The organism is Paraburkholderia sp. BCC1884 (assembly GCF_900996225.1).
Lineage (GTDB): Bacteria > Pseudomonadota > Gammaproteobacteria > Burkholderiales > Burkholderiaceae > Paraburkholderia.
In genome coordinates, this window is sequence record NZ_CAAJGL010000055.1 from 112,647 (window position 1) to 131,761 (window position 19,115).

The window sequence follows — 19,115 nt, forward strand, 5'->3', positions numbered from 1 at the left end:
CACACATGCAATACGCGCAATTGCGGGCGTTCCACGCGGTCGCGGAACATGGCGGCTTCTCCCGGGCGGCGCAGGCGCTGTCGCTCACGCAGCCCGCAGTGTCGGATCATGTGCGGCGTCTGGAGCAGGATTACGGGGTCAAGCTGTTCGAGCGCGGCCCGCGCGGGGTCGAAACAACCGAACTCGGCCTGCGTCTTTTCAGCGTGACTCGGCACATGCTCAGTTGCGAACGCGACGCGCGTCAATTGCTGGAATCCGCGGGCGGTCTGGAGTCCGGGTCGCTCTCGCTGGTCGCGGATGCGCCCGATCTCGCGGTCGCGTTGGTCAGCGCGTTTCGCAAACTGCATCCGGGCATCGTCGTCACGCTGTCGATCGCCAATGCGGCGGATTGCATGCAGCGGGTGTTGTCGAGCGCCGTGGACGCCGCGATTACTGCCGCGCCGCAGGTGCATAGCCGGCTGGAGGCGCGCGTTTTACGACGCGATCCGCTGGTGGCGATGGTGCCGGCCAGTTACGCGGTCGCCAAGAAGCGCAAGCTGAGCTACGCGGAACTGGTCAGGCAGCCGATGATTTTTCGCGAGCCGCAATCCGTCACGCAGCAGCTACTTGAAATCGAACTGGTGCGCTCGTCGTTGCAGGTCGAACCGGTGATGTATGTAGATGGGCGCGAGGCGCTGGAAGAAGCGGTCGCGCAAGGTATGGGCGTCGGCGTGATCGCGCGTGCCGAATTCAATGAATCGCGGCGTATCAGAATGATTCCGCTACAGGATTGCCAGGTGCAGATGATCGAATCGCTGACGCGACTCGCCGAGCGGCCGGGCTCGAATCTGCTGGATGCGCTGTTTGCGGTGGAACTGCCTGGCGTCGGCGACGTGACAGCGAAATAAGTGCGCCCGAAATAGAAACCGCCCCGGCACGCACGGCGTCGGGGCGATTTTTTATTTTGCCAAACGGAGTCGAACGCGCTTAACGCGAGCCACCGCTTGCAATCAGACTTTCGCCGGTCAACCAGCGAGCGTCGTCCGAGGCGAGGAACGCGACGACATCGGCGATATCGTCCGGCTTGCCGATGCGGCCGAGCGGCGTCGTGCTGAGCGCCCAGGCTTCGAAATCGGAATCCGTGCCGGTGATGCCCGCGCTATGCGTGCCTTCCGTCGCCACCATGCCGGGATTCACCGAATTCACGCGAATCTTGCGCGGGCCCAGTTCGCGGGCGAGCACGCCGGTAATACCGTCCACCGCGCCCTTGGTCGCGGTATAGACCGCACTGCCTGCCGGCGTGATGCGGCTCACCACCGAACTGACGTTGACGATGCTGGCGCCTTCGCCGAGATGCTTGACCGCCGCCTGAGTAACCAGCAGCAGACCGAGTACGTTCACGTTGAAGTGTTGATGGAAATGCTCTTCGGTGATTTCCTCGATCGGCGCGAATGCATACACGCCCGAGTTGTTCACCAGAATATCGAGGTGTCCATAGGTTTCGATCGCGGTATCGATGATGCCTTGCGCGTCCGCGGCTTTCGACACGTCGCCGACCACCGCGACTGCCTTGCCGCCCGCCGCGGTGATGGCCGCCACGACGTTGTCCGCACCCTCGCGGCTCGACGCGTAATTCACCACCACCGATGCGCCCTGCGCCGCCAAAGCCTTGGCGATCGCCGCGCCGATACCCTTCGATGCGCCGGTTACTACTGCAACCTTACCTGTGAGCTTGCTCATCATCGTGTCCTTTAAGTGGGTTAGCGTCGAGTGACGCTGTCACAGGAGACAATGTAGGCAGGTTGGTGCCCGGGATAAAGCAGCTTGAAACGAATAGATACGTCGGTCGAGCCGAACAATCGGCAGGCGCAGGTTTAAGCGTCTGCCGGAGAACGGCTCGACCGATCGGCCGCCTATGCGGCCGGACCTCACCGTTTCGAAGCAAAGCCTTTGAAAAAGGACTGCGCGTTCGCATCGAGCGTCTCGATGTGATATCCCCCTTCCTGCACGATCAAAGTGGGCAGTTTCAAGCCACCGAGTTTGCCGCCCAGCGTGCCGAAACCCTCGGTGGTCACGGCCACCATCGCTTGCGGGTCGTCCTTGTAGATGTCGAAGCCAAGCGCAACGACCAGCACATCCGGTTGAAAACGCGCCACCACGCGCAAGGCCGCATCGAGGTGTTCGAAGAACACCTCCTCCGACGAACCGTGCGGCATCGGCAGATTGACGTTGTAGCCTTCACCCTGCGCTGCGCCGCGTTCGTCTTCGAAGCCCGCCACCACCGGATAGAAGTTGGTCGGATCGCCGTGAATCGACACATACAGCACGTCGTCGCGGCCGTAAAAGATTTCCTGCACGCCCTGGCCATGATGCATGTCGGTGTCGAGAATCGCCACGCGCGGGTACTTCTGCCGCAGCGCTTGCGCAGCGACAGCCGCATTGTTCAGATAGCAGAAACCGCCGGCCGCTTCAGCGCGCGCGTGATGGCCCGGTGGGCGGCACAAGGCGTAGGCTTCGCTCGCGCCGTCGAGAATTGCATGGGCGCCGCCGAGCGCACTTTGTGCGGACCAGTACGCGGATTCGTACGTATGCTCGCCCACCGGACAACTGCCGTCGGCGAGATAGCGTGCCGCTTGCGCCAGCACGCCGCGCAGGGGATTGTTCTCGCGGATGTACACGTTCGACATCACTTCGTCGCCCCATTCCGCGGGCATCTTCTTCCACTCGCGGTGCGCCTCCTCGAGGAAGCACAGATAGTTCATCCCATGCACGGCGGCAAGCGGCGCGGCGCCGAAATCCGCCGGCTCACTCACCTCGAAGCCGAGTTTCTTTGCCGCTTCGACGAGGCGCAGCGCGCGCTCGGGCACTTCCTGCGGCGTGCGCATCTGGCCACGCGAGAGATAACTGCGCGGATGATGCTTCAACTGCGCGGGATGAAAAAATGTCTGCATGTCGGGTTCCTCTACTTCAGGCGTGCGCGGGCGCAGCGAGTTTCGCCCGCGCCAGCACCGCATTGATCAATACGTTAGCGCCCGCGCTTACGTCATCGGGCAAGGCGTCTTCGGCCTCGTTGTGCGAGAGACCGTCCACGCACGGAATGAACACCATCGCGGTAGGCACGTGGCGCGCCAGATGGATCGCGTCGTGGCCGGCGCCGCTGACGATACGCTCATACGAATAGCCCAGTTGCTGCGTCGCCGCCTCGACCAGCGCGACACACCCCGCGTCGAACGGCGTGGCCGGACTTCTCCAGTACGTCGACAGCGACGCTTGCACACCGCGTTGCGCGGCGATGCGCCCGAACGCGGCACGCACGTCGTGCTCCATCGCGTCGATGCGTGCGTCGTCGGGATGGCGCAGGTCCACCGTGAACAGCACCTTGCCTGCAATCGTATTGCGCGACGAGTTCGGCACCTCGACCTGACCGATCGTGACCAGACCTTGCGGCGCATAGCGCGCGGCGATGGCTTCGAGTTCGAGCGCCATCGCCGACGCCGCGAAGAACGCGTCTTTTCGATAAGGCATCGGCGTGGTGCCGGCATGCGCGGCCACGCCGGTCACTTCGACGTCGAGCCAGCGGATCGACTGGCCGCCGGTCACGACGCCGATCGGATTGCCATGGCTTTCGAGAATCGGCCCCTGTTCGATATGCGCTTCGAAATACGCTTCGACATCGCGGGCATCGCGGCGCTGCGCATCGACATAGCCGCACGCTTCGAGCGCATTGGCGAGCGACACGCCCTGGGCGTCTTCGGTGCGCAACGCGTCGGCTAACGGCGTCGCGCCGACGAACACCGCCGAGCCCAGCATGGCGGGCGTGAAGCGCGCGCCCTCCTCGTTGGTCCACGACACGACCTCGATCGGATGATGCGTCTCGATGTTCCGATCGTTCAGCGTCCGCACCACTTCCAGTCCGGCCAGCACGCCATACACGCCATCGAACCGGCCGCCTTCGGGCTGCGTATCCAGATGACTGCCAATCAGTACCGGTTTGGCATTCGCGTCGGCGCCTTCGCGGCGCGCAAACAGATTGCCCACTTCGTCCGTCTGCAGGGTCATGCCCGCCTGGCGGCACCAGTCGGCGAACAACTCACGACCGCGCCGGTCCTCTTGCGTCAACGCGAGACGCCGTACGCCGCCACGCGCGGTCGCGCCCACTTGCGCCATTTCCATCAAACTCGCCCACAGGCGTCGTGCATCCACTTTCAACATCGTGATTTCCTCTTTTCAACTGACCGGCAGTGCTTCGGGCGCATCGGCGCGACGGTGTTTCAGCGCGTCCAGGGCGACGATGCACGACAGCGAGATACCCGCGAGACAGGTATAGAACACCGCCAGCGGCCACCACTGCCCGACGAAGCGGTGCGCCAGCCAGGTGCCCGCGAGCGGCGTCAGACCGCCGGCAATCGCACCGCACACCTGGTAGGACAGCGAGATCGCGGAGTAGCGCACGCGCACCGGAAACACACCGCTGACGAAACCCGCGATCACCGAATAGAAGCTCGCCATGCACACCACGGCGAGCGCGATGCCCACGATCATCGACAGGCGGTTGCCGCTCTGCACGAGCGTAAACATCGGATACGGCGAGAGCATCGCGGCGAACGCGGCGAGCTTCAGGAAGCGCGCGCCACCGAGTTTTTCAGCGAGCCACGCGGCAATCGGCTGCGACACGAACTGGATGATCGCGACCGCGAACAGGCAATCGAGAATCAGCGACTTCGACACGCCGATGTTCTGCGTCGTGTACGAAATCATGAAGGTATTGGTGAAATACACGCCGGCAATCCCGATCGTGTTCGCGCCGATACAAAGCGCCACCAGCGCGCCGGACGAACGGAACACTTCGGCAATCGGCAATTCGACCGTGCGTTTGGCCTCTTTCTCGCGCGCGAATTCCGGCGATTCGTTGACGCCCATGCGGATGAAGATGCCGACCGCGAGCAGCGCGGCGCTGGCCAGAAACGGCAGACGCCAGCCGTAGGCGATGAAGTCGTCGTGCGGCATCGACGTGACCGCGCGAAACGCGATCAGCGACAGGATCAGACCGGCCGGGCTGCCCAGTTGCGCGAACGACGCGAAAAACGTGCGCCGCCCCTGCGGCGCATGCTCGCCTGCCATCAGCACCGCCCCGCCCCATTCGCCGCCCACCGCCACGCCTTGCACCACGCGCAGCAGCACCAGCAGCACCGGCGCGAGCACGCCGACCTTCGTATACGCCGGCAGCAAGCCGACGCAGACGGTAGCCACGCCCATCATCATCAGCGTGGTCATGAGCGCTTTCTTGCGGCCGATACGGTCGCCCAGGTGGCCGAAGATCACGCCGCCCAGAGGCCGCGCGAAAAAGCCGACCGCAAAGGTCGCGAACGACGCCATCGTGCTGACGAACGGATCGTGCGAGGGGAAATACAACTCGCCGAATACCAGCGCGGCGGCCGTGGCGTAGATATAAAAGTCGTACCACTCGATCATCGTGCCGATGAAAGCGGCGAAGGCCGCTCGCACAGGCTGACGGGTCGCGGGGTTGGCAGGGTTCATGGGGGCTCCTCAGTCTTTTTCCGAATAGATATGGGAGTGTTTATCGGCCTCCAGAAAACATTAGTCAAATTTCGGTTTATTATCTCAACTATAAATCTGGCTTATGTCGAGGACGATCCATGACCCAACTGCGCGCGGACGTCACGCGTTTTCTGAACGACCGGCTCGACTGGAATCTGTTGCGAACCTTTCTGGTCATCATGCAGGAGCGCAGTGTGAGCCGCGCCGCTGCGCGTTTGCATCTCACGCAACCCGCCGTGAGCCAGGCACTCAAGCGGCTCGAGGAGACGCTCGGGCGCAATCTGATCCAGCGCCGCGGCCCGCATTTCGAGCCGACGCGGGCGGGCGAAGAGGTCTACCGGATTGCCAGCGATATTTACGGGCACATGTCGCGGCTCGAAACCGAACTCGACGACCGCAGCGAGGACATCACCGGCTCGATTCGCCTCTTGACCGTGAGCCGGATCGACTCCGGTGTGTACGACGAATTTCTCGCAGAATTTCACAAGAGCTATCCGCGCGTGGATCTGCACATCGAGATCATGCGTTCCTCGGACATCATCTCGTCGCTGCTGCAAAAGACGGCCACCGCCGGTCTTGGCTTATGCCGCACGCCGGTCGAGAAACTCGAACAACGCTGTTTTCTGCGGCAACGGTACGCACTTTTCTGTGGGCGGCATCACCGTCTGTTTGGGCGTCACGCGTTGTCCATCGATCAATTGCTGGCGGAGAATTTCGTCTCCTTCACGAGCGACCAGATCGGCGACAGCCTCTCGCCGCTCACGGTATTTCGCGATCAGCGCGGGTTCACGGGGCGCATCGTGGCGGCTTCGCCGAGTCTCGACGAAGTGCGGCGGCTCATTTTCGCGGGCTATGGGATTGGCTGCCTGCCCGAGCACATCGTGCGCGACGATCTCGCGCAGCAGCGGCTATGGCGTCTGCCGCCCGAAGAAGGTCTGGTCGATGTCGATATCGATCTGTTGTGGCTGCGCACGCGCAAGATGAACGCCGCGGAACAGGCATTTCTCGACGGCATGGAGCGGACCATGCAGCGTTACGCATTGCCCGAGCGGTTGGCGGCGCGCTGAACCGCGTCAGCGCTGCCTGCGAATCAGCGCGACTTGCACGGCGACACTGGCCAGCACGGCCAACGCGCCTAAGGTATCGAGAATTCCGGGCCACACGCGGCACCTCCATCGGTTCGTTTCGACCACCCGCTTCTGGTTAAACGACTGTGCGCGCCATCAGTTGAATGCCCAAGGCTGGCAGACAGATAAAAAGTCGCGACGAAACGTGAAGCAACCCGCTGCGTCATCGCGCCATGCCATGATGCAGCGGTGTGCTTCGGCTTACTTCACGTCGAACGCGTAATCGCCATGCGTGCGATGGCCGTCGTCGGCCACGGCGATCCAATGCACCGTATAGCGGCCTGCCGCGAGCGGCGGCAAGGGCACCGACATCGCCGCCGCCTCCTGCGCATCCACCGACGACTTCTGCGTGTTGACCTGCTTGCCGCCCGCATCGCTCACCGTCAACGAACTGAAGGTCGGCTCGAGCGGGCCGTCGAACAGCACCCGCACCTGCGCGGGCGAGGCCACCGTCGCGCCCGCACCGGGCTCCTGTTTTTTCGGAAACACATGCGCGAAAGCGGCGCTTGCGAGCGTGATCCCGGCCAGTAGTGCCACCAGTCTGGCGGCCCGTGTTGCGACCCGCTTTGTGGTCAATTTCCTGGTCAATTTCGTGGCCCACTCAGGGCCGCTGGTCCGATCGCTGTTCATCGTGCTGCTCCTGGGTTACTGAAAGAGAGGTTTGCCGATCGTGGTCGGCGCGACGTCGTCGAAAAAGATGTGCGCCTGGACCAGAATGCCCACGTGCGAGCCGCTCGCCCGGTTGATCGGGATTTGCGCCTCCACGCCGAACTGTCCATAACGGTTGATCCAGATGAAGCCCGGATTGACCGTGCCGGTCGTCTGCCCCTGGCTTCTCGAAAGCGGAATTTCCACCAGCGGAATCAGATTCGAAAGCGGCTGCGGCAGACCGAGGTCGCGCACGTGCTGTTGCAGATACGGCAAGCTGTACTGCACCGTGAAGCCGTAGTTGAACGCGTTGGGCTGACCCGCGCCGGTAGTGAACGACGGACCCGCCTCCCCGGTGATCGCAACTGGCCGAAGATAAGCCAGCGAGTCGGGCAGATCGCCCATGCCCTTGCCGACATAGACAGTCGGTGAAATGGTCGAGAAGTTATCCGCGATTGCGCGGCTGCCGGTGCCGCCGAACTCGGCATCCACGCCCACCGAGGTCATGAACTCGTGCGGGTCGTTCACATACAGCAGGTACTTCAGCCCGACGCCGAAATTGTCAAAGCCGCGCGCGGTCGGGTTGTTCTGCATCACGTAACCGCCGTCGACGGAGACCGCGAGGCGCGGCGTGATCAGCTTGTCGTACTCGAAGCTGAAGGTGTTGATGCTCTGGTCGCCGTTGTCGCCCGGCACGCGTTGATGGCCGTACTGGAAGTCGGCTTCATCGCCGACGCCGGGGTCGTCGACGGACATCGTCGCGGGAAAGACGCGGTCGCCCGCGATCGCATGGGCGCTGGCGGGCGATGGCGCGCACAGCAATACGCTCGCCGCGGCCGCGACGAGCGACACCGCGCGCAGCTTGACGCCGCTGCGCGTTGTTGAGGTGTACATGGTTCATCCTGTTTCATGGGTCGTGACAGGCCGACGCGCGCCGTCCTCAGGACGTGCGGCGTCAGCCGCGATGCCTGCACGGCATCGCGCTGTGGTGACGTGAATCAGGTTGAGTAAGGTGGGGCACGGGGTTGTGCGAAGCTGAGCGGTTCGACGCGCAGCACGCTCTCGAAGCGCGTCGCGACGATGTGCTGGCGAACCAGCACGGCGACGGCGAAGAGCGCTTCGACGCTCGGCACGACCGGCATGTGGGCGAGCAGGCTGCAATAGCCGCAGGCGTCGCCGTCGGCGAGCTGGGTGTGCTGGGTCTGTTTGTCGGCCGAAGGGCCGTGCGAGGCGTCGCCGTGCATCGACGGCATGGCGTCCATCGATGCCATCGAGTCCATCGAGTCCATCGAGTCCATCGAGTCCATCGGCATGGACGCCATCGACGGCATATCGCAGTGCGCGGCGCCCATCGCGCCGTCCGAGCCATGCGCGCTGCGCGCGGCAAGCGTATGCGAGATCGTCGGCGCGAGCGTGGCCATGAGGATCGCAAGCAATCCCAGCCAACTACCGATCTTCCGTTGGAACCGACTCAAGATACGCCCGGCGACACGATGGGAAACTGAGGCGGATTATGCCACGCAGGTCGCGCATCGAAGCGCCCGGCAAGCCGTTATGCCGGGCATTGCGCCCTCACTCCCCGCCTGCGGGTCAATAGAGCGAACTGCCGACGGCAAACCCGCGGCGGACAGAGGACAATGCCCTCATCCCGGCTTCCGGTGTGGAGTGTCCATGAAAGCGCAGCGCCCGCGTCCCCCGCAGTTTCCCGGCGATCATCCGCATGCCGAGTGGCGCGATCACACGCTGCCCTATGCAATCGTCGCCGCGCTGATCGTGGTGGTGGTCACGCTGGCCGTCTGGCTGATCGACCCGGCGCCACCGAAAACGATCACCATGAGCGCGGGCGCGCGCGACAGTTCGTTTCTGGTCGCCGCCGAGCAGTACAAAAAGATCCTCGCCCGCAACGGCATCACGCTGAAGGTGCTCGAATCCGACGGCTCGGTGCAGAACCTGCAACGTCTGCTGGACCCGAAGCAGCATGTCGATCTCGCGCTCGTGCAAGGTGGCGTGGCCGATGGGCTCGATACGTCGTCGCTGATGTCGCTCGGCAGCGTGTTCTACATCCCGGTGGTGGTGTTCTATCGCGGCAGTGGCCTCGACCAGCTTTCGCAACTGGAAGGCAAGCGTATCGCGATCGGCCGCGAGGGCAGCGGCACCCGCCTGCTCGCGCTCAAACTGCTCGAGGCGAACGGCATCGCACCCGGCGGCAGCACCGTGCTGGTGCCGAGCGACGGCATGCAGGCCGCTACGCAACTGGTCGCCGGCGAGGTGGACGCGGCGATCCTGAACGGCGACTCGGCCACGCGCGGTCTGATGCTGAGGCTGCTCAAGGTGCCCGGCATCTCGGTGATGAATTTCGACGAAGCGAGCGCCTATACGCGGCTGTTTCCGTATCTTGACGAGATCGATCTACCGGCCGGCGTGCTCGACCTGAAGCACCGGATCCCGCCTGAAACGGTGCATCTGGTGAGCCCGACGGTGGAACTGGTCGCGCGGACCAATCTGCATCCCGCCATCTCCGATCTGCTGATTGAAGCCGCCCAGGAAGTGCACGGTATGCCCGGCCTGTTGCAACGCGCGGGCCAGTTTCCCAGCGCGGTCGCACGTGAATACCAGATCAGCGAAGACGCGCAACGCTATTACAAAACCGGCAAGAGCTTTCTCTACCGGACACTGCCGTTCTGGCTCGCGAGTATCGGCGACCGCACGCTCGTGCTGCTATTGCCGGTGGCGGTGCTGCTGTTTCCGGCGATGCGGCTGATTCCGGCGCTCTACCGGTGGCGGGTGCGCTCACGCATCTATCGCTATTACGGTTCGCTGATTGCAATCGAACGCGGCGCGCTCGCCGATACGACCGCCGAGGAGCGCAGGAAGCTCTTCGCGGATCTGGATCAGATCGAGGATTCGTTGAACCGGCTGCGTATGCCGCTCGCTTACGCGGATGCTTTTTATGTCCTACGCGAACACGTAGGCTTCGTGCGCGGCAGGCTCACCGCGGGGCCGCGGCAAGACAGCCACCCCTAGAAGGGGTGGCGGAGGGTTTTTATGCTTCGGGTGTGTCCGTCGCGGCGGACGGCGTGCTCACTGGATCGGCAGACGCTTGTTCGTTCGCCGGCGTGTCGGTCGAACCGGCTTGCGGAACGCCGGCGTCGCTGTCCGGCGAGGCTGCCGCAGCGGCAGTTGCCCCCGCTGCATCGGCTGCGACATCGGCCGCGCCTGCTGCATCGGCTGCGACACCGGCCGCGCCTGCCGCAGCAGCCGTCTCCGCTGTCGCAGCGGCGGCCTTCGGTGCGCCCTTGCCGGCGCGATGCGCCTGCAGGCGCTGCGCGCCCGCCGCTTCCTGCGCCGTGACCTGGCCTGATTCGCCACCCGTCAGATCGACGCGCGCAGCGCCTTCCACGAGACTCTTCCAGTAGCGGCTGCCACGGCACCACGTCTTGATCGCGTCGCGCAACTCGGCTTCGCTCAGCGACAACTCCTTCGCATGCACGACGAGGTCCGCGAAGATACCGACCTTCAGCGGCAGCTTGGGCGCCGGGTTCTTCGGAAACACATTGGGGAAGCGTTTCTGCAATCGCCCGATCGATTTCACCACCGGGTCCACCGGCTTGGCGTCCACGGCAGGCCTGGCGTGCTCCGACGCCGCAGGCGCCTCGCGCCGCGGCGGCGCGGGTTTGCGCGCAGGCTTCGAGCCCGGCCTGGAACCCGGCTTCGAATCGGCCTTTGATGCAGGCTTTGAAGCAGGCTTTGAAGCAGGCTTGGCACCTGACTTGGCGGCGGGTGCAGCTTCGGCGCGAGCCGCAGCCAGTTGCTTCTTCAGTTCAGCAAGTTGTTCGAAACCCATAGCGCACAATCGATCGAGAAAGACGAGATTGTAGCAGCGTGTGGAAAGGCGCTTGTGACAACGCTGTGCAGCGTGTCGCGCAGGCCTCAGACCCGGACCGGCGCGCCCGCTTGCGCGTCGTGTGCGCGCCAGCCAGAAACCGTCACGCACAGGCCCGGCCGGCCCTCGTTGTTGTGCAGCGACAACTCGACCTGATGCCGCTCCGCAATGCGCGCCACGATCGCGAGCCCGAGCCCGCTGCCCTCGCCCTGCGCTTCCTCGCCGCGATAAAAACGGTCGAAGACCCGCGTGAGTTCGGCCGGCGGAATGCCCGAGCCGCTATCCACCACGTCGAACCCGACTCGCTCGCCGGCGCGCTTCAGGATCACGTCGACCCGGCCACCCGGCGGCGTATGACGAATCGCGTTGTTGATCAGATTGCCCAGCAGCACGCTCAGGCTATGGGGCTCGGCCAACACCGAATACGCGTCCGCGGCGGAGCGCGCGCCGTCGCATTCGAGGCCGAGGTCGATCTCCCGCGTCTCGGCGAGCAACGACAGGTCGCCCACCGCCTGTTCACCGATGCGGCGCAAACTGACCGGCAGCATCGAGGCGAACGGGTGCGCGTCTTCACGCGCCAGCGCGAGCAATTGCTGCACGAGGTGGATGATCCGGTTCACGCGACCTTCGACGCGCTCGAGCGTCTGGCCCTCGCCCTTCAACGAACCGTCGCGCGAGGCCGCCTGCAATTGCAGCTTGAGCGCGGCCAGCGGCGAGCGCAGCTCGTGTGCGGCATCGGCGATGAACGTGCGTTGTGCTTGCGATGCCGTGTGAAGTCGCTGCAGCAGATCGTTGAGCGCCTGCACCAGCGGTTTGATCTCGACCGGCACGGGGCCGTCCAGACGCAGCGGCTCCAGCGAATCCATCGAACGGGTGGCAAGCGCACGCGACAGGCCGCCGATCGGCGCAAGTCCGCGAGCGACCACCAGCAGAACCAGCAAGATCGTCACCGGCAGCAGGACCGCAAGCGGCCACAACGTGTGCAGCGCGAGGCGCAACGCGAGGTCTTCGCGCACGGAAACGGGTTGCGCCACCTGAACGTAACGGTCCTTCTGCTGAACCCCGAAGGCACGCCAGTGATAGTCGCCCCGTTTCACCGTGCTGAAGCCCGCGGGCAAGCGCTCGAACACCGGCGCCCGCATGGAGTGATAGACCGGCTGCTGGCCGCCCGCATCCCAGATGCCGATGACGACCCGGTCGTCGGCCAGATCGCCCAGATCGGGGTCGCGATGCTCGCTGCCGCCCGTCAGGTTCGACGGCAACGACAGCGCGATGGTGCGCAACTCGTAGTCGAACAGCTCGCTCGCCTCACCGCGCGCCGTGTGAAAGATCGCATAGCCCGCCACGCCCGAGGCCGCTGCCATGCCGAAGATCAGCCAGCCCAGCAGCCAGCGGCGGATCGACGTCATCCGCACCTCTTCAGACGGTAGCCGACTCCACGTACTGTCACCACCTGGTCCGCGCCGATCTTGCGCCGCAAGCTATGCACGTGCACTTCGATGGTATTGCTGCCCACTTCCTCACCCCAGCCGTACAGCTTCTCTTCCAGCACGGACTTGGTGAACACGCGCGTGGGTTCTTCGATCAACGCCTGCAGCAGGGCGAACTCGCGCGGCACCAGCGACAGCAGCTCGCCGGACCTGGTGACTTCGTGCGCCGCCGGGTCGAGCGTGAGTTCGCCGTGCGCATAGATGGGCTGCTTCTGGCCGGTGCGCCGACGCAGCAATGCCCGCGCGCGCGCGGCCAGTTCATCGAGGTCGAAGGGTTTGATCAGGTAGTCGTCCGCGCCCGCGTCGAGACCGCGAATCCGGTCCTCCACCGCGTCGCGCGCAGTGAGGATGATGACGGGCGCGGCGCCGCCGCTCTTGCGGTAAGCGCTGAGCACGTCGATCCCGTCTTTTTTCGGCAAGCCGAGATCGAGCAGCACGAGGTCGTACACGCCATTGCCGAGCGACAACTCCGCCGCGCGGCCGTCTTCTGCCCAGTCGATTGCATAGCCGACCCGGCGCATCGCGCCCAGCACGGTCTCGGCAATCATCTCGTCGTCTTCGACCAGTAGCAGACGCATGGCTTCTCCTTAGTCCGGTTTTTGCCCGCAACGGGTTGTGCGCATTGTCCCGTCCGCTAGCTTAACGCTTCCTTATGGCTCGCCAATGCGCCGTTCAAGCGAAGCCCCGATTTTTTCCTAAGCCTTTCTTAAGCCACCGCTTTGCAAAATCGGCTCCTGTTTTGCGCCATCCGTTCGCGCATGCCTCACCTCACTCTTCAGGAGCCGGCCCTTGCCCGTTTTTCACCCTGCCGTGGTGCCCCGAGTTGCGGCCGGAGTTGCGGCCCGACTCGGCGCCATCGTGCCGCTTTGTACGCTGCTCGTGAGCGGCTGCGCGTGGTATCACCGGGCGCCGCTCGCGCCGCAGGATACGTCGACCTCGGCCCGCTCGCTCGAACGCGTCCAGATCGATCCGTCGCGCATGCCGCTGCCGGAACTCGCCGCGCATCGTTTCGATCCCGCCGACGGTCTCGACATCGACGAAGTCGCAATGCTCGCCGTCGCCAACAATCCCGATCTCAAGCTGGCCCGCGACGACCTCGGCATCGCTCGCGCTCAAGCCTATTCGGCCGGCCTTCTGCCCGATCCGCAACTGAGCGTGTCGAGCGACTATCCGGGCGAACCCGGCACCACGCGCGCGTTCAGTTACGGGCTGAGTATCGACGTGATGGCGATCGTGCTGCGCAGCGCGAACCAGCACTCCGCCGACGCGACCGTGGCGAAAACCGATCTCGGTCTGTTGTGGCAGGAATGGCAGATCGTCGCTCAGGCGCGGCAACTGTTCGTCAAGACGCGCTTCCAGCAGGACACGCTGCCCTTGCTGCGGCAATTGCGCGATCTTTCGCGCACACGTTACGAGCGGATGGCCGAAGCACATCGCGACGGCAACCTCACCGATGACACGCTGAGCGCCGCCCTCACCGCCTACGGCGACGCACGCAGGCAAGCCACCGACGCCGAACGCGCAGCCGAGCAAACGCACCACGATCTGAACGCCTTGCTGGGACTCGCGCCCGACGTACAACTCCAGCTCGCGGGCAGCGAGCATATCGATCCGCTCGCCGACACGACGCTCGATGCGGCGCTCGCCCGACTCGCGCAGCGGCGCCCCGATCTGATCGCATTGCAAGCGGGCTATGAAGCCCAGGAGCAGAAATATCGCGCGGCGATTCTCAGTCAGTTTCCCAGTCTCTCGGTGGGCTTCGTGCGAGCACGCGACACATCGAACATCTACACCAGCGGCTTTCAGATCAACCTGAGCCTGCCGATCTTCAACCGCAATCAGGGCAACGTCGCGATTGAAAAGGCCACTCGCCAGCGGCTGCGCGACGAATATCAGGCGCGCCTGAACCAGGCTTACGCGGATGTCGCCCACCTGCGCGCCGATGACACGATCCTCACGCGCCAGTTGCAGCAGACCGAAGCCGTGTTGCCCGATGTCGATCTCGCCGCTCGCCACGCGGCCGCCGCTTATGCCGGGCATGACCTCACGCTCGGCGCCTATACCGATGCGCAAAACGCGTCGCTGACCAGACGCATCGACGTCGCGACGTTGCAGGAGTCGCTGGCCGAACAACGCGTCGGCTTGCAGGCGCTGCTCGGCAGCGCCATTCCCGACGCTTTCTGCTCCGCTCAATCCTTCATCGACACTCATGCGAAATAGTCTATTTTTAGCGCGGCGGACCATGCGCGAGCCGCGCTGGCGTCGCGCCGTTCTGGCGATTGCGTGTGCCTGCACCGTGCTGCTGGTCGCCACCGCCGTTCACGTATCACAGGCCGCCGGCGCGCCTGCCCCGGCCAGTGGCGCCGACGATCGACCGGTGGTCGCCGTGCAGACCGTGCATGTGCAGCGCGGCGTCATTGCGCAACCGGTGCGAGCCTACGGCATCGTCGCGGCCTCAGCGTCCAGTCTCGTGACGATCAATTTGCCCTACGTCGCCCGCATCGTGCAGATGCGCGTACAGACCGGCCAGACGGTGACGCGCGGCACGCCGCTCTTCGTCGTGCAGGCCGACCCCGCCGCCGTGCTCGCCGCGACCCAGGCCAGCAGCACGGTGAGGCTCGCGCAAGGCGAGTTGGCGCGCACGCAATCGCTCTACGACAAGGGCCTTGCCACCCAGTCGCAACTGGCGAGCGCCCGCAAGGCTGCCGAGGACGCGCGGCAGGCGCTGGCCGCCGAGCATCAGACGGGCGTGACCAGCGGCAACAAGGTCGTGACGGCCCCGCTCGACGGCGTGGTGTTGCAGATGTCCGCGGCGCAAGGCGACCAGGTTCAGGCCGGCGCGGCGATCTTGCAGCTGGCCTCCGGCAGCGGCCAGGACGCGCGTGCCAATGTCACTCTCGGCGTCGAGCCATCCGAGGCCGGCGCGATCCATCCCGGCGACGCCGTCGCGCTGCACGGCCTTTCCAGCCCGCTCGCAAAAGCGACGGCGGACGGCCGCGTGCTGCTGGTCGGCGGCTCGATCGACCAGCAGAGTCAACTCGTCGACATCGGCGCGACTGTGCCGCTCGCCCAAACGGCGTTTATTCCCGGAACGCGCGTGAGCGCCGACATCGCAACCCGTAGCGGCACGCGCTGGATCGTGCCGCGCGCCGCAGTGCTGAAAGACGACCAGGGTGCGTACGTCTTTCAGATCGCGCCGCACAACAAGGCCCGCCGCGTGGCAGTCGACGTGCAGATCGAGAACGGCGATCGCTACGGTGTGGATGGTCTTCTCGACGCCACCCAGCCGCTCGTGGTCAGCGGCAACTACGAGCTGAAGGACGGCATGCCGGTGCGCACCGACCGGGGCACGGCGCAATGAACTTCGGTCAATGGATGCAGATACACCGACGTTCGCTGCTCTTCGTGATCGCCTTGCTGGCGATCGCGGGCGCGCTGACCGCTTTCCGTCTACCGATTTCGCTGTTCCCGAACGTCGCGTTTCCGCGCGCGGTGGTGTCGCTCGACGCCGGCGACCGCCCCGCCGAACAGATGGCTACCCTCGTCACGATGCCGGTCGAGGAAGCGCTGCGGCGCGTGCCGAACGTGCGCGACGTCGAATCGACAACGAGCCGCGGTGTCGCGGAAATCTCGATCAATTTCGACTGGGGCACGGACATGTCGCTAGCCACCTTGCAGGCGCAGTCCGCCATCAGCGAGATTCTCGCCACGCTGCCGCCGGGCACCTCGATGCAGGTGCGGCGCATGGATCCGACGGTGTTTCCCGTGCTCGCCTATAGCCTCACTTCACAGCGGCAGTCGCTCTCGGCGCTGCACGATCTCGCGCAATTCCAGATGCGGCCGTTGCTTTCTTCGGTGGAAGGCGTGGCGCGCGTCGACGTGACGGGCGGCGCGCAGGACGAGTTCGAAGTCGCGGTCGATCCCGCGCGGCTTGCCGCCTACAAGCTCTCGCTCGCCGATGTCTCCAGGGCGGTCGGCGCGAGCAACGTGCTGATGGCCAACGGCCGTATTGAAGATCACGACAAGCTGTATCTCGTGATCTCCAACACCACCATCACGCGGCTCGATGAATTACGCAAGGTCGTCGTGTCGGCCGGCGGCGCGACGCAGATTCGCCTCGGCGACATCGCCACCGTGCGCCAGGGCGTCGTGCCGCAATGGATGCGCGTCACCGCCGACGGCCAGGACGCCGTGCTGCTGAACGTCTACCAGCAACCGGGCGCGAATAGCGTGGCCATGGCTCGGGCGATCCGCGCGAAGCTCGCCGACTTCCAGCATCAGATGCCAGCCGGCGTCCATCTGTCCAATTGGTACGACCAGAGCGAACTGGTGATCGCCTCGGCCACCAGCGTGCGCGACGCGATCATGATCGGCGTGGTGCTGGCGGCCTTGACGCTGTTCGCGTTTCTGCGCAACTGGAAAATCACCGCGATCGCCGTCGCGCTCGTGCCGGTGGTGATGGCGGCGACGATCCTGTTGCTGAACGTCTTCGGCATGGGCTTCAACATCATGACGCTCGGCGGTATGGCCGCGGCGGTCGGCCTCGTGATCGACGATGCGATCGTGATGATCGAACACATCGTGCGGCGCATGCGCGAAGGCGGCGCGCGTGCGTTTCACGGCCGCGTGATGGCGGCGGCGCTCGAATTTACCCGGCCGCTGGCGGGTTCATCGGCGGCTACGCTGATCATTTTCGTGCCGCTCGCGTTTTTGTCCGGCGTGACGGGCGCGTTCTTCAAGGCCCTCTCGGTCACGATGGCGAGTGCGCTGTTCATTTCGTTTCTCGTCACGTGGCTCGCCGTACCGATCCTCTGCGACCGCTGGCTCAAACCGGAAGACGCGGAGGAACATGCCGACACCCGCTTCGCCACATGGATGAACCGGCGTTACGCGTGGCTGGTCGAGCGCGCCACCACGCGGCCCGTGCTGGTGCTGCCCGGCTTGCTGGCGCTCATCGCGGTGGCCGCGTTCGCGTTCACGCGAGTCGGCAGCGGCTTCATGCCGAGCATGGACGAAGGTGGTTTCGTGCTCGACTATCACACGCAACCGGGCACCTCGGTCACGGAGACCGACCGGCTGATGAGACAGATCGAAGGCATCATCCGCGCCAATCCGAACGTGGCGACTTACTCGCGTCGCACGGGAGCCGGGCTCGGCGGCGACCTGAACGAGCCGAACAAGGGTGACTTTTTCGTGCGCCTGAAGTCGGGCAATCGCGAGCCGATCGACATCGTGATGGAAGAAATCCGCTCGAAGATCGAGCGTCAGGTGCCGGGCGTGAGTGTCGAACTCGCGCAACTGATGGAGGATCTGATTGGCGACCTGACGGCGGTGCCGCAACCGGTTCAGATCAAGATCTATTCCGACGACCAGACCACGCTCGACACCACGGCGGCAAAAGTCGCCGCGCGGATCGGCAAGATACAGGGCGTCGTCGATGTGAACGACGGCATCAATCCTGCCGGCGACGCGCTCGAATTGCACATCCGTCCGGAAGCGGCCGCGGCCGAAGGGATGGACCCACAAGCGATCGCCCAGGCCGTGTCGGACATGGTCGAAGGCAGTGTGGCGACGCAGTTCCAGAGCGGGCCGAAAACGGTCGGCGTGCGCGTGCGGGTGGCGGGCGCGCTGAAGCTCACCGATACGCAACTGGGCCAGTTGCAGATTCGCGCGCCGGACGCTCACCTGTTCGCCCTGAATCGCGTCGCCGATCAGGTGACGATGACCGGCCAGCCGGAAATCAGCCGCGACAATCTGAAACGGATGGTGGCGGTGACCGCGCGCATCGACGGACGCGATCTGGGTTCGACCATTGCCGACGTGCAAAGAACGCTGGCTGACAAAACCTTGCTGCCACGCGGTGTCTATTACGAGTTGGGCGGCTTGTACCAGCAACAGCAGATTGCGTTCAAGGGTTTGCTGAGTGTGTTCGGCGCGGCGATTGCGCTGGTGTTCGGCCTGCTGCTGTTTCTCTACGAGCGCTTTCGCGTCGCGCTGGCGGTCATGGCCATGCCTTTGCTGGCAGCGGGCGCGGTGTTCATCGGTTTGTGGATCACCGGCATCGAGCTGAACATTTCCGCGATGATGGGGATGACGATGATCATCGGCATCGTGACCGAAGTGGCGATTTTTTATGTGTCCGAGTTGCAAGGCCTCGTGCGCGACGACGAGATGCCGTTCGCCGAGGCGCTGATGGCCGCAGGCCGCAATCGCCTGCGCCCTATTGCGATGACGACGATCGCCGCGATTCTGGCGCTGTTGCCGCTCGCGTTCGCCCTGGGCCAGGGCTCGGCGATGCAGCAGCCGTTGGCGATCGCCATCATCTCCGGGCTGATCGTTCAACTGCCGCTGGTGTTGCTATTGCTGCCGGCCTTGCTGAAGCTGCTGATGAAGCAGCAACCGGTCTGAAGCACCGTCGTGCACGGGCGG

General features: G+C 64.7%; 16 protein-coding genes. 6 read left to right on the top strand and 10 right to left on the bottom strand.

Features of this window, described 5'->3' with window-relative positions; all coding sequences use genetic code 11:
• Positions 1 to 5 precede the first annotated feature (5 nt).
• On the top strand, positions 6 to 887 hold the full coding sequence (locus FQ705_RS04360) for a LysR substrate-binding domain-containing protein (RefSeq protein WP_144138181.1): 882 nt from the start codon (positions 6 to 8) through the stop codon (positions 885 to 887).
• A gap of 79 nt (positions 888 to 966) precedes the next feature.
• Here the strand turns inward: FQ705_RS04360 and FQ705_RS04365 are convergent, their stop codons facing one another.
• The 4 genes from FQ705_RS04365 to FQ705_RS04380 all read right to left on the bottom strand — a co-directional run bounded on the left by FQ705_RS04365 (position 967) and on the right by FQ705_RS04380 (position 5,517).
• Complete coding sequence (locus FQ705_RS04365; RefSeq protein WP_144138182.1) at positions 967 to 1,719, bottom strand: glucose 1-dehydrogenase; 753 nt, start codon at positions 1,717 to 1,719, stop codon at positions 967 to 969.
• A gap of 188 nt (positions 1,720 to 1,907) precedes the next feature.
• A complete protein-coding gene (locus FQ705_RS04370; protein ID WP_144138183.1) occupies positions 1,908 to 2,930 on the bottom strand; it encodes a histone deacetylase family protein in 1,023 nt (340 codons plus the stop codon).
• A gap of 16 nt (positions 2,931 to 2,946) precedes the next feature.
• Positions 2,947 to 4,191 (bottom strand): Zn-dependent hydrolase, encoded by a 1,245-nt coding sequence (locus FQ705_RS04375; RefSeq protein WP_144138184.1) that lies wholly within the window; start codon positions 4,189 to 4,191, stop codon positions 2,947 to 2,949.
• A 15-nt stretch (positions 4,192 to 4,206) separates the two neighbouring features.
• Entirely contained in the window at positions 4,207 to 5,517 is a 1,311-nt protein-coding gene (locus FQ705_RS04380) for an MFS transporter (RefSeq protein WP_144138185.1), read from the bottom strand.
• A 128-nt stretch (positions 5,518 to 5,645) separates the two neighbouring features.
• Here FQ705_RS04380 and FQ705_RS04385 point away from each other — a divergent pair, with 128 nt between their 5' ends.
• Positions 5,646 to 6,605 (top strand): LysR family transcriptional regulator, encoded by a 960-nt coding sequence (locus tag FQ705_RS04385; RefSeq protein WP_144138229.1) that lies wholly within the window; start codon positions 5,646 to 5,648, stop codon positions 6,603 to 6,605.
• Positions 6,606 to 6,866: 261 nt separating this feature from the next.
• On the opposite strand, the gene FQ705_RS04390 is transcribed toward FQ705_RS04385, so the two are convergent.
• The 3 genes from FQ705_RS04390 to FQ705_RS04400 all read right to left on the bottom strand — a co-directional run bounded on the left by FQ705_RS04390 (position 6,867) and on the right by FQ705_RS04400 (position 8,734).
• Complete coding sequence (locus FQ705_RS04390) at positions 6,867 to 7,295, bottom strand: copper resistance protein CopC (RefSeq protein ID WP_144138186.1); 429 nt, start codon at positions 7,293 to 7,295, stop codon at positions 6,867 to 6,869.
• A gap of 15 nt (positions 7,296 to 7,310) precedes the next feature.
• A complete protein-coding gene (locus FQ705_RS04395) occupies positions 7,311 to 8,207 on the bottom strand; it encodes a hypothetical protein (RefSeq protein ID WP_144138187.1) in 897 nt (298 codons plus the stop codon).
• A gap of 104 nt (positions 8,208 to 8,311) precedes the next feature.
• Complete coding sequence (locus FQ705_RS04400; protein WP_409934677.1) at positions 8,312 to 8,734, bottom strand: DUF2946 family protein; 423 nt, start codon at positions 8,732 to 8,734, stop codon at positions 8,312 to 8,314.
• Between the two features lie 250 nt (positions 8,735 to 8,984).
• Here FQ705_RS04400 and FQ705_RS04405 point away from each other — a divergent pair, with 250 nt between their 5' ends.
• Positions 8,985 to 10,337: a TAXI family TRAP transporter solute-binding subunit gene (locus FQ705_RS04405; protein ID WP_144138189.1), complete on the top strand. Its 1,353-nt coding sequence runs from the start codon at positions 8,985 to 8,987 to the stop codon at positions 10,335 to 10,337.
• A gap of 19 nt (positions 10,338 to 10,356) precedes the next feature.
• Here the strand turns inward: FQ705_RS04405 and FQ705_RS04410 are convergent, their stop codons facing one another.
• The 3 genes from FQ705_RS04410 to FQ705_RS04420 all read right to left on the bottom strand — a co-directional run bounded on the left by FQ705_RS04410 (position 10,357) and on the right by FQ705_RS04420 (position 13,264).
• On the bottom strand, positions 10,357 to 11,157 hold the full coding sequence (locus tag FQ705_RS04410; protein ID WP_144138190.1) for a ProQ/FinO family protein: 801 nt from the start codon (positions 11,155 to 11,157) through the stop codon (positions 10,357 to 10,359).
• A gap of 86 nt (positions 11,158 to 11,243) precedes the next feature.
• Entirely contained in the window at positions 11,244 to 12,605 is a 1,362-nt protein-coding gene (locus tag FQ705_RS04415; protein ID WP_144138191.1) for a sensor histidine kinase, read from the bottom strand.
• Positions 12,602 to 13,264: a response regulator gene (locus tag FQ705_RS04420; RefSeq protein WP_144138192.1), complete on the bottom strand. Its 663-nt coding sequence runs from the start codon at positions 13,262 to 13,264 to the stop codon at positions 12,602 to 12,604. The genes FQ705_RS04415 and FQ705_RS04420 overlap by 4 nt, the downstream gene beginning before the upstream one ends.
• 211 nt (positions 13,265 to 13,475) lie before the next feature.
• Here FQ705_RS04420 and FQ705_RS04425 point away from each other — a divergent pair, with 211 nt between their 5' ends.
• From FQ705_RS04425 to FQ705_RS04435, 3 genes are read left to right on the top strand one after another with little or no spacing between them, the layout of a single operon-like run.
• Positions 13,476 to 14,906 carry a TolC family protein gene (locus FQ705_RS04425; protein ID WP_144138193.1) on the top strand — a complete coding sequence of 477 codons (1,431 nt, stop codon included), beginning with the start codon at positions 13,476 to 13,478 and terminating at the stop codon, positions 14,904 to 14,906.
• Positions 14,907 to 14,928: 22 nt separating this feature from the next.
• Entirely contained in the window at positions 14,929 to 16,047 is a 1,119-nt protein-coding gene (locus tag FQ705_RS04430; protein WP_260854387.1) for an efflux RND transporter periplasmic adaptor subunit, read from the top strand.
• A complete protein-coding gene (locus tag FQ705_RS04435; protein WP_144138195.1) occupies positions 16,044 to 19,094 on the top strand; it encodes an efflux RND transporter permease subunit in 3,051 nt (1,016 codons plus the stop codon). The genes FQ705_RS04430 and FQ705_RS04435 overlap by 4 nt, the downstream gene beginning before the upstream one ends.
• Positions 19,095 to 19,115: the final 21 nt, after the last annotated feature.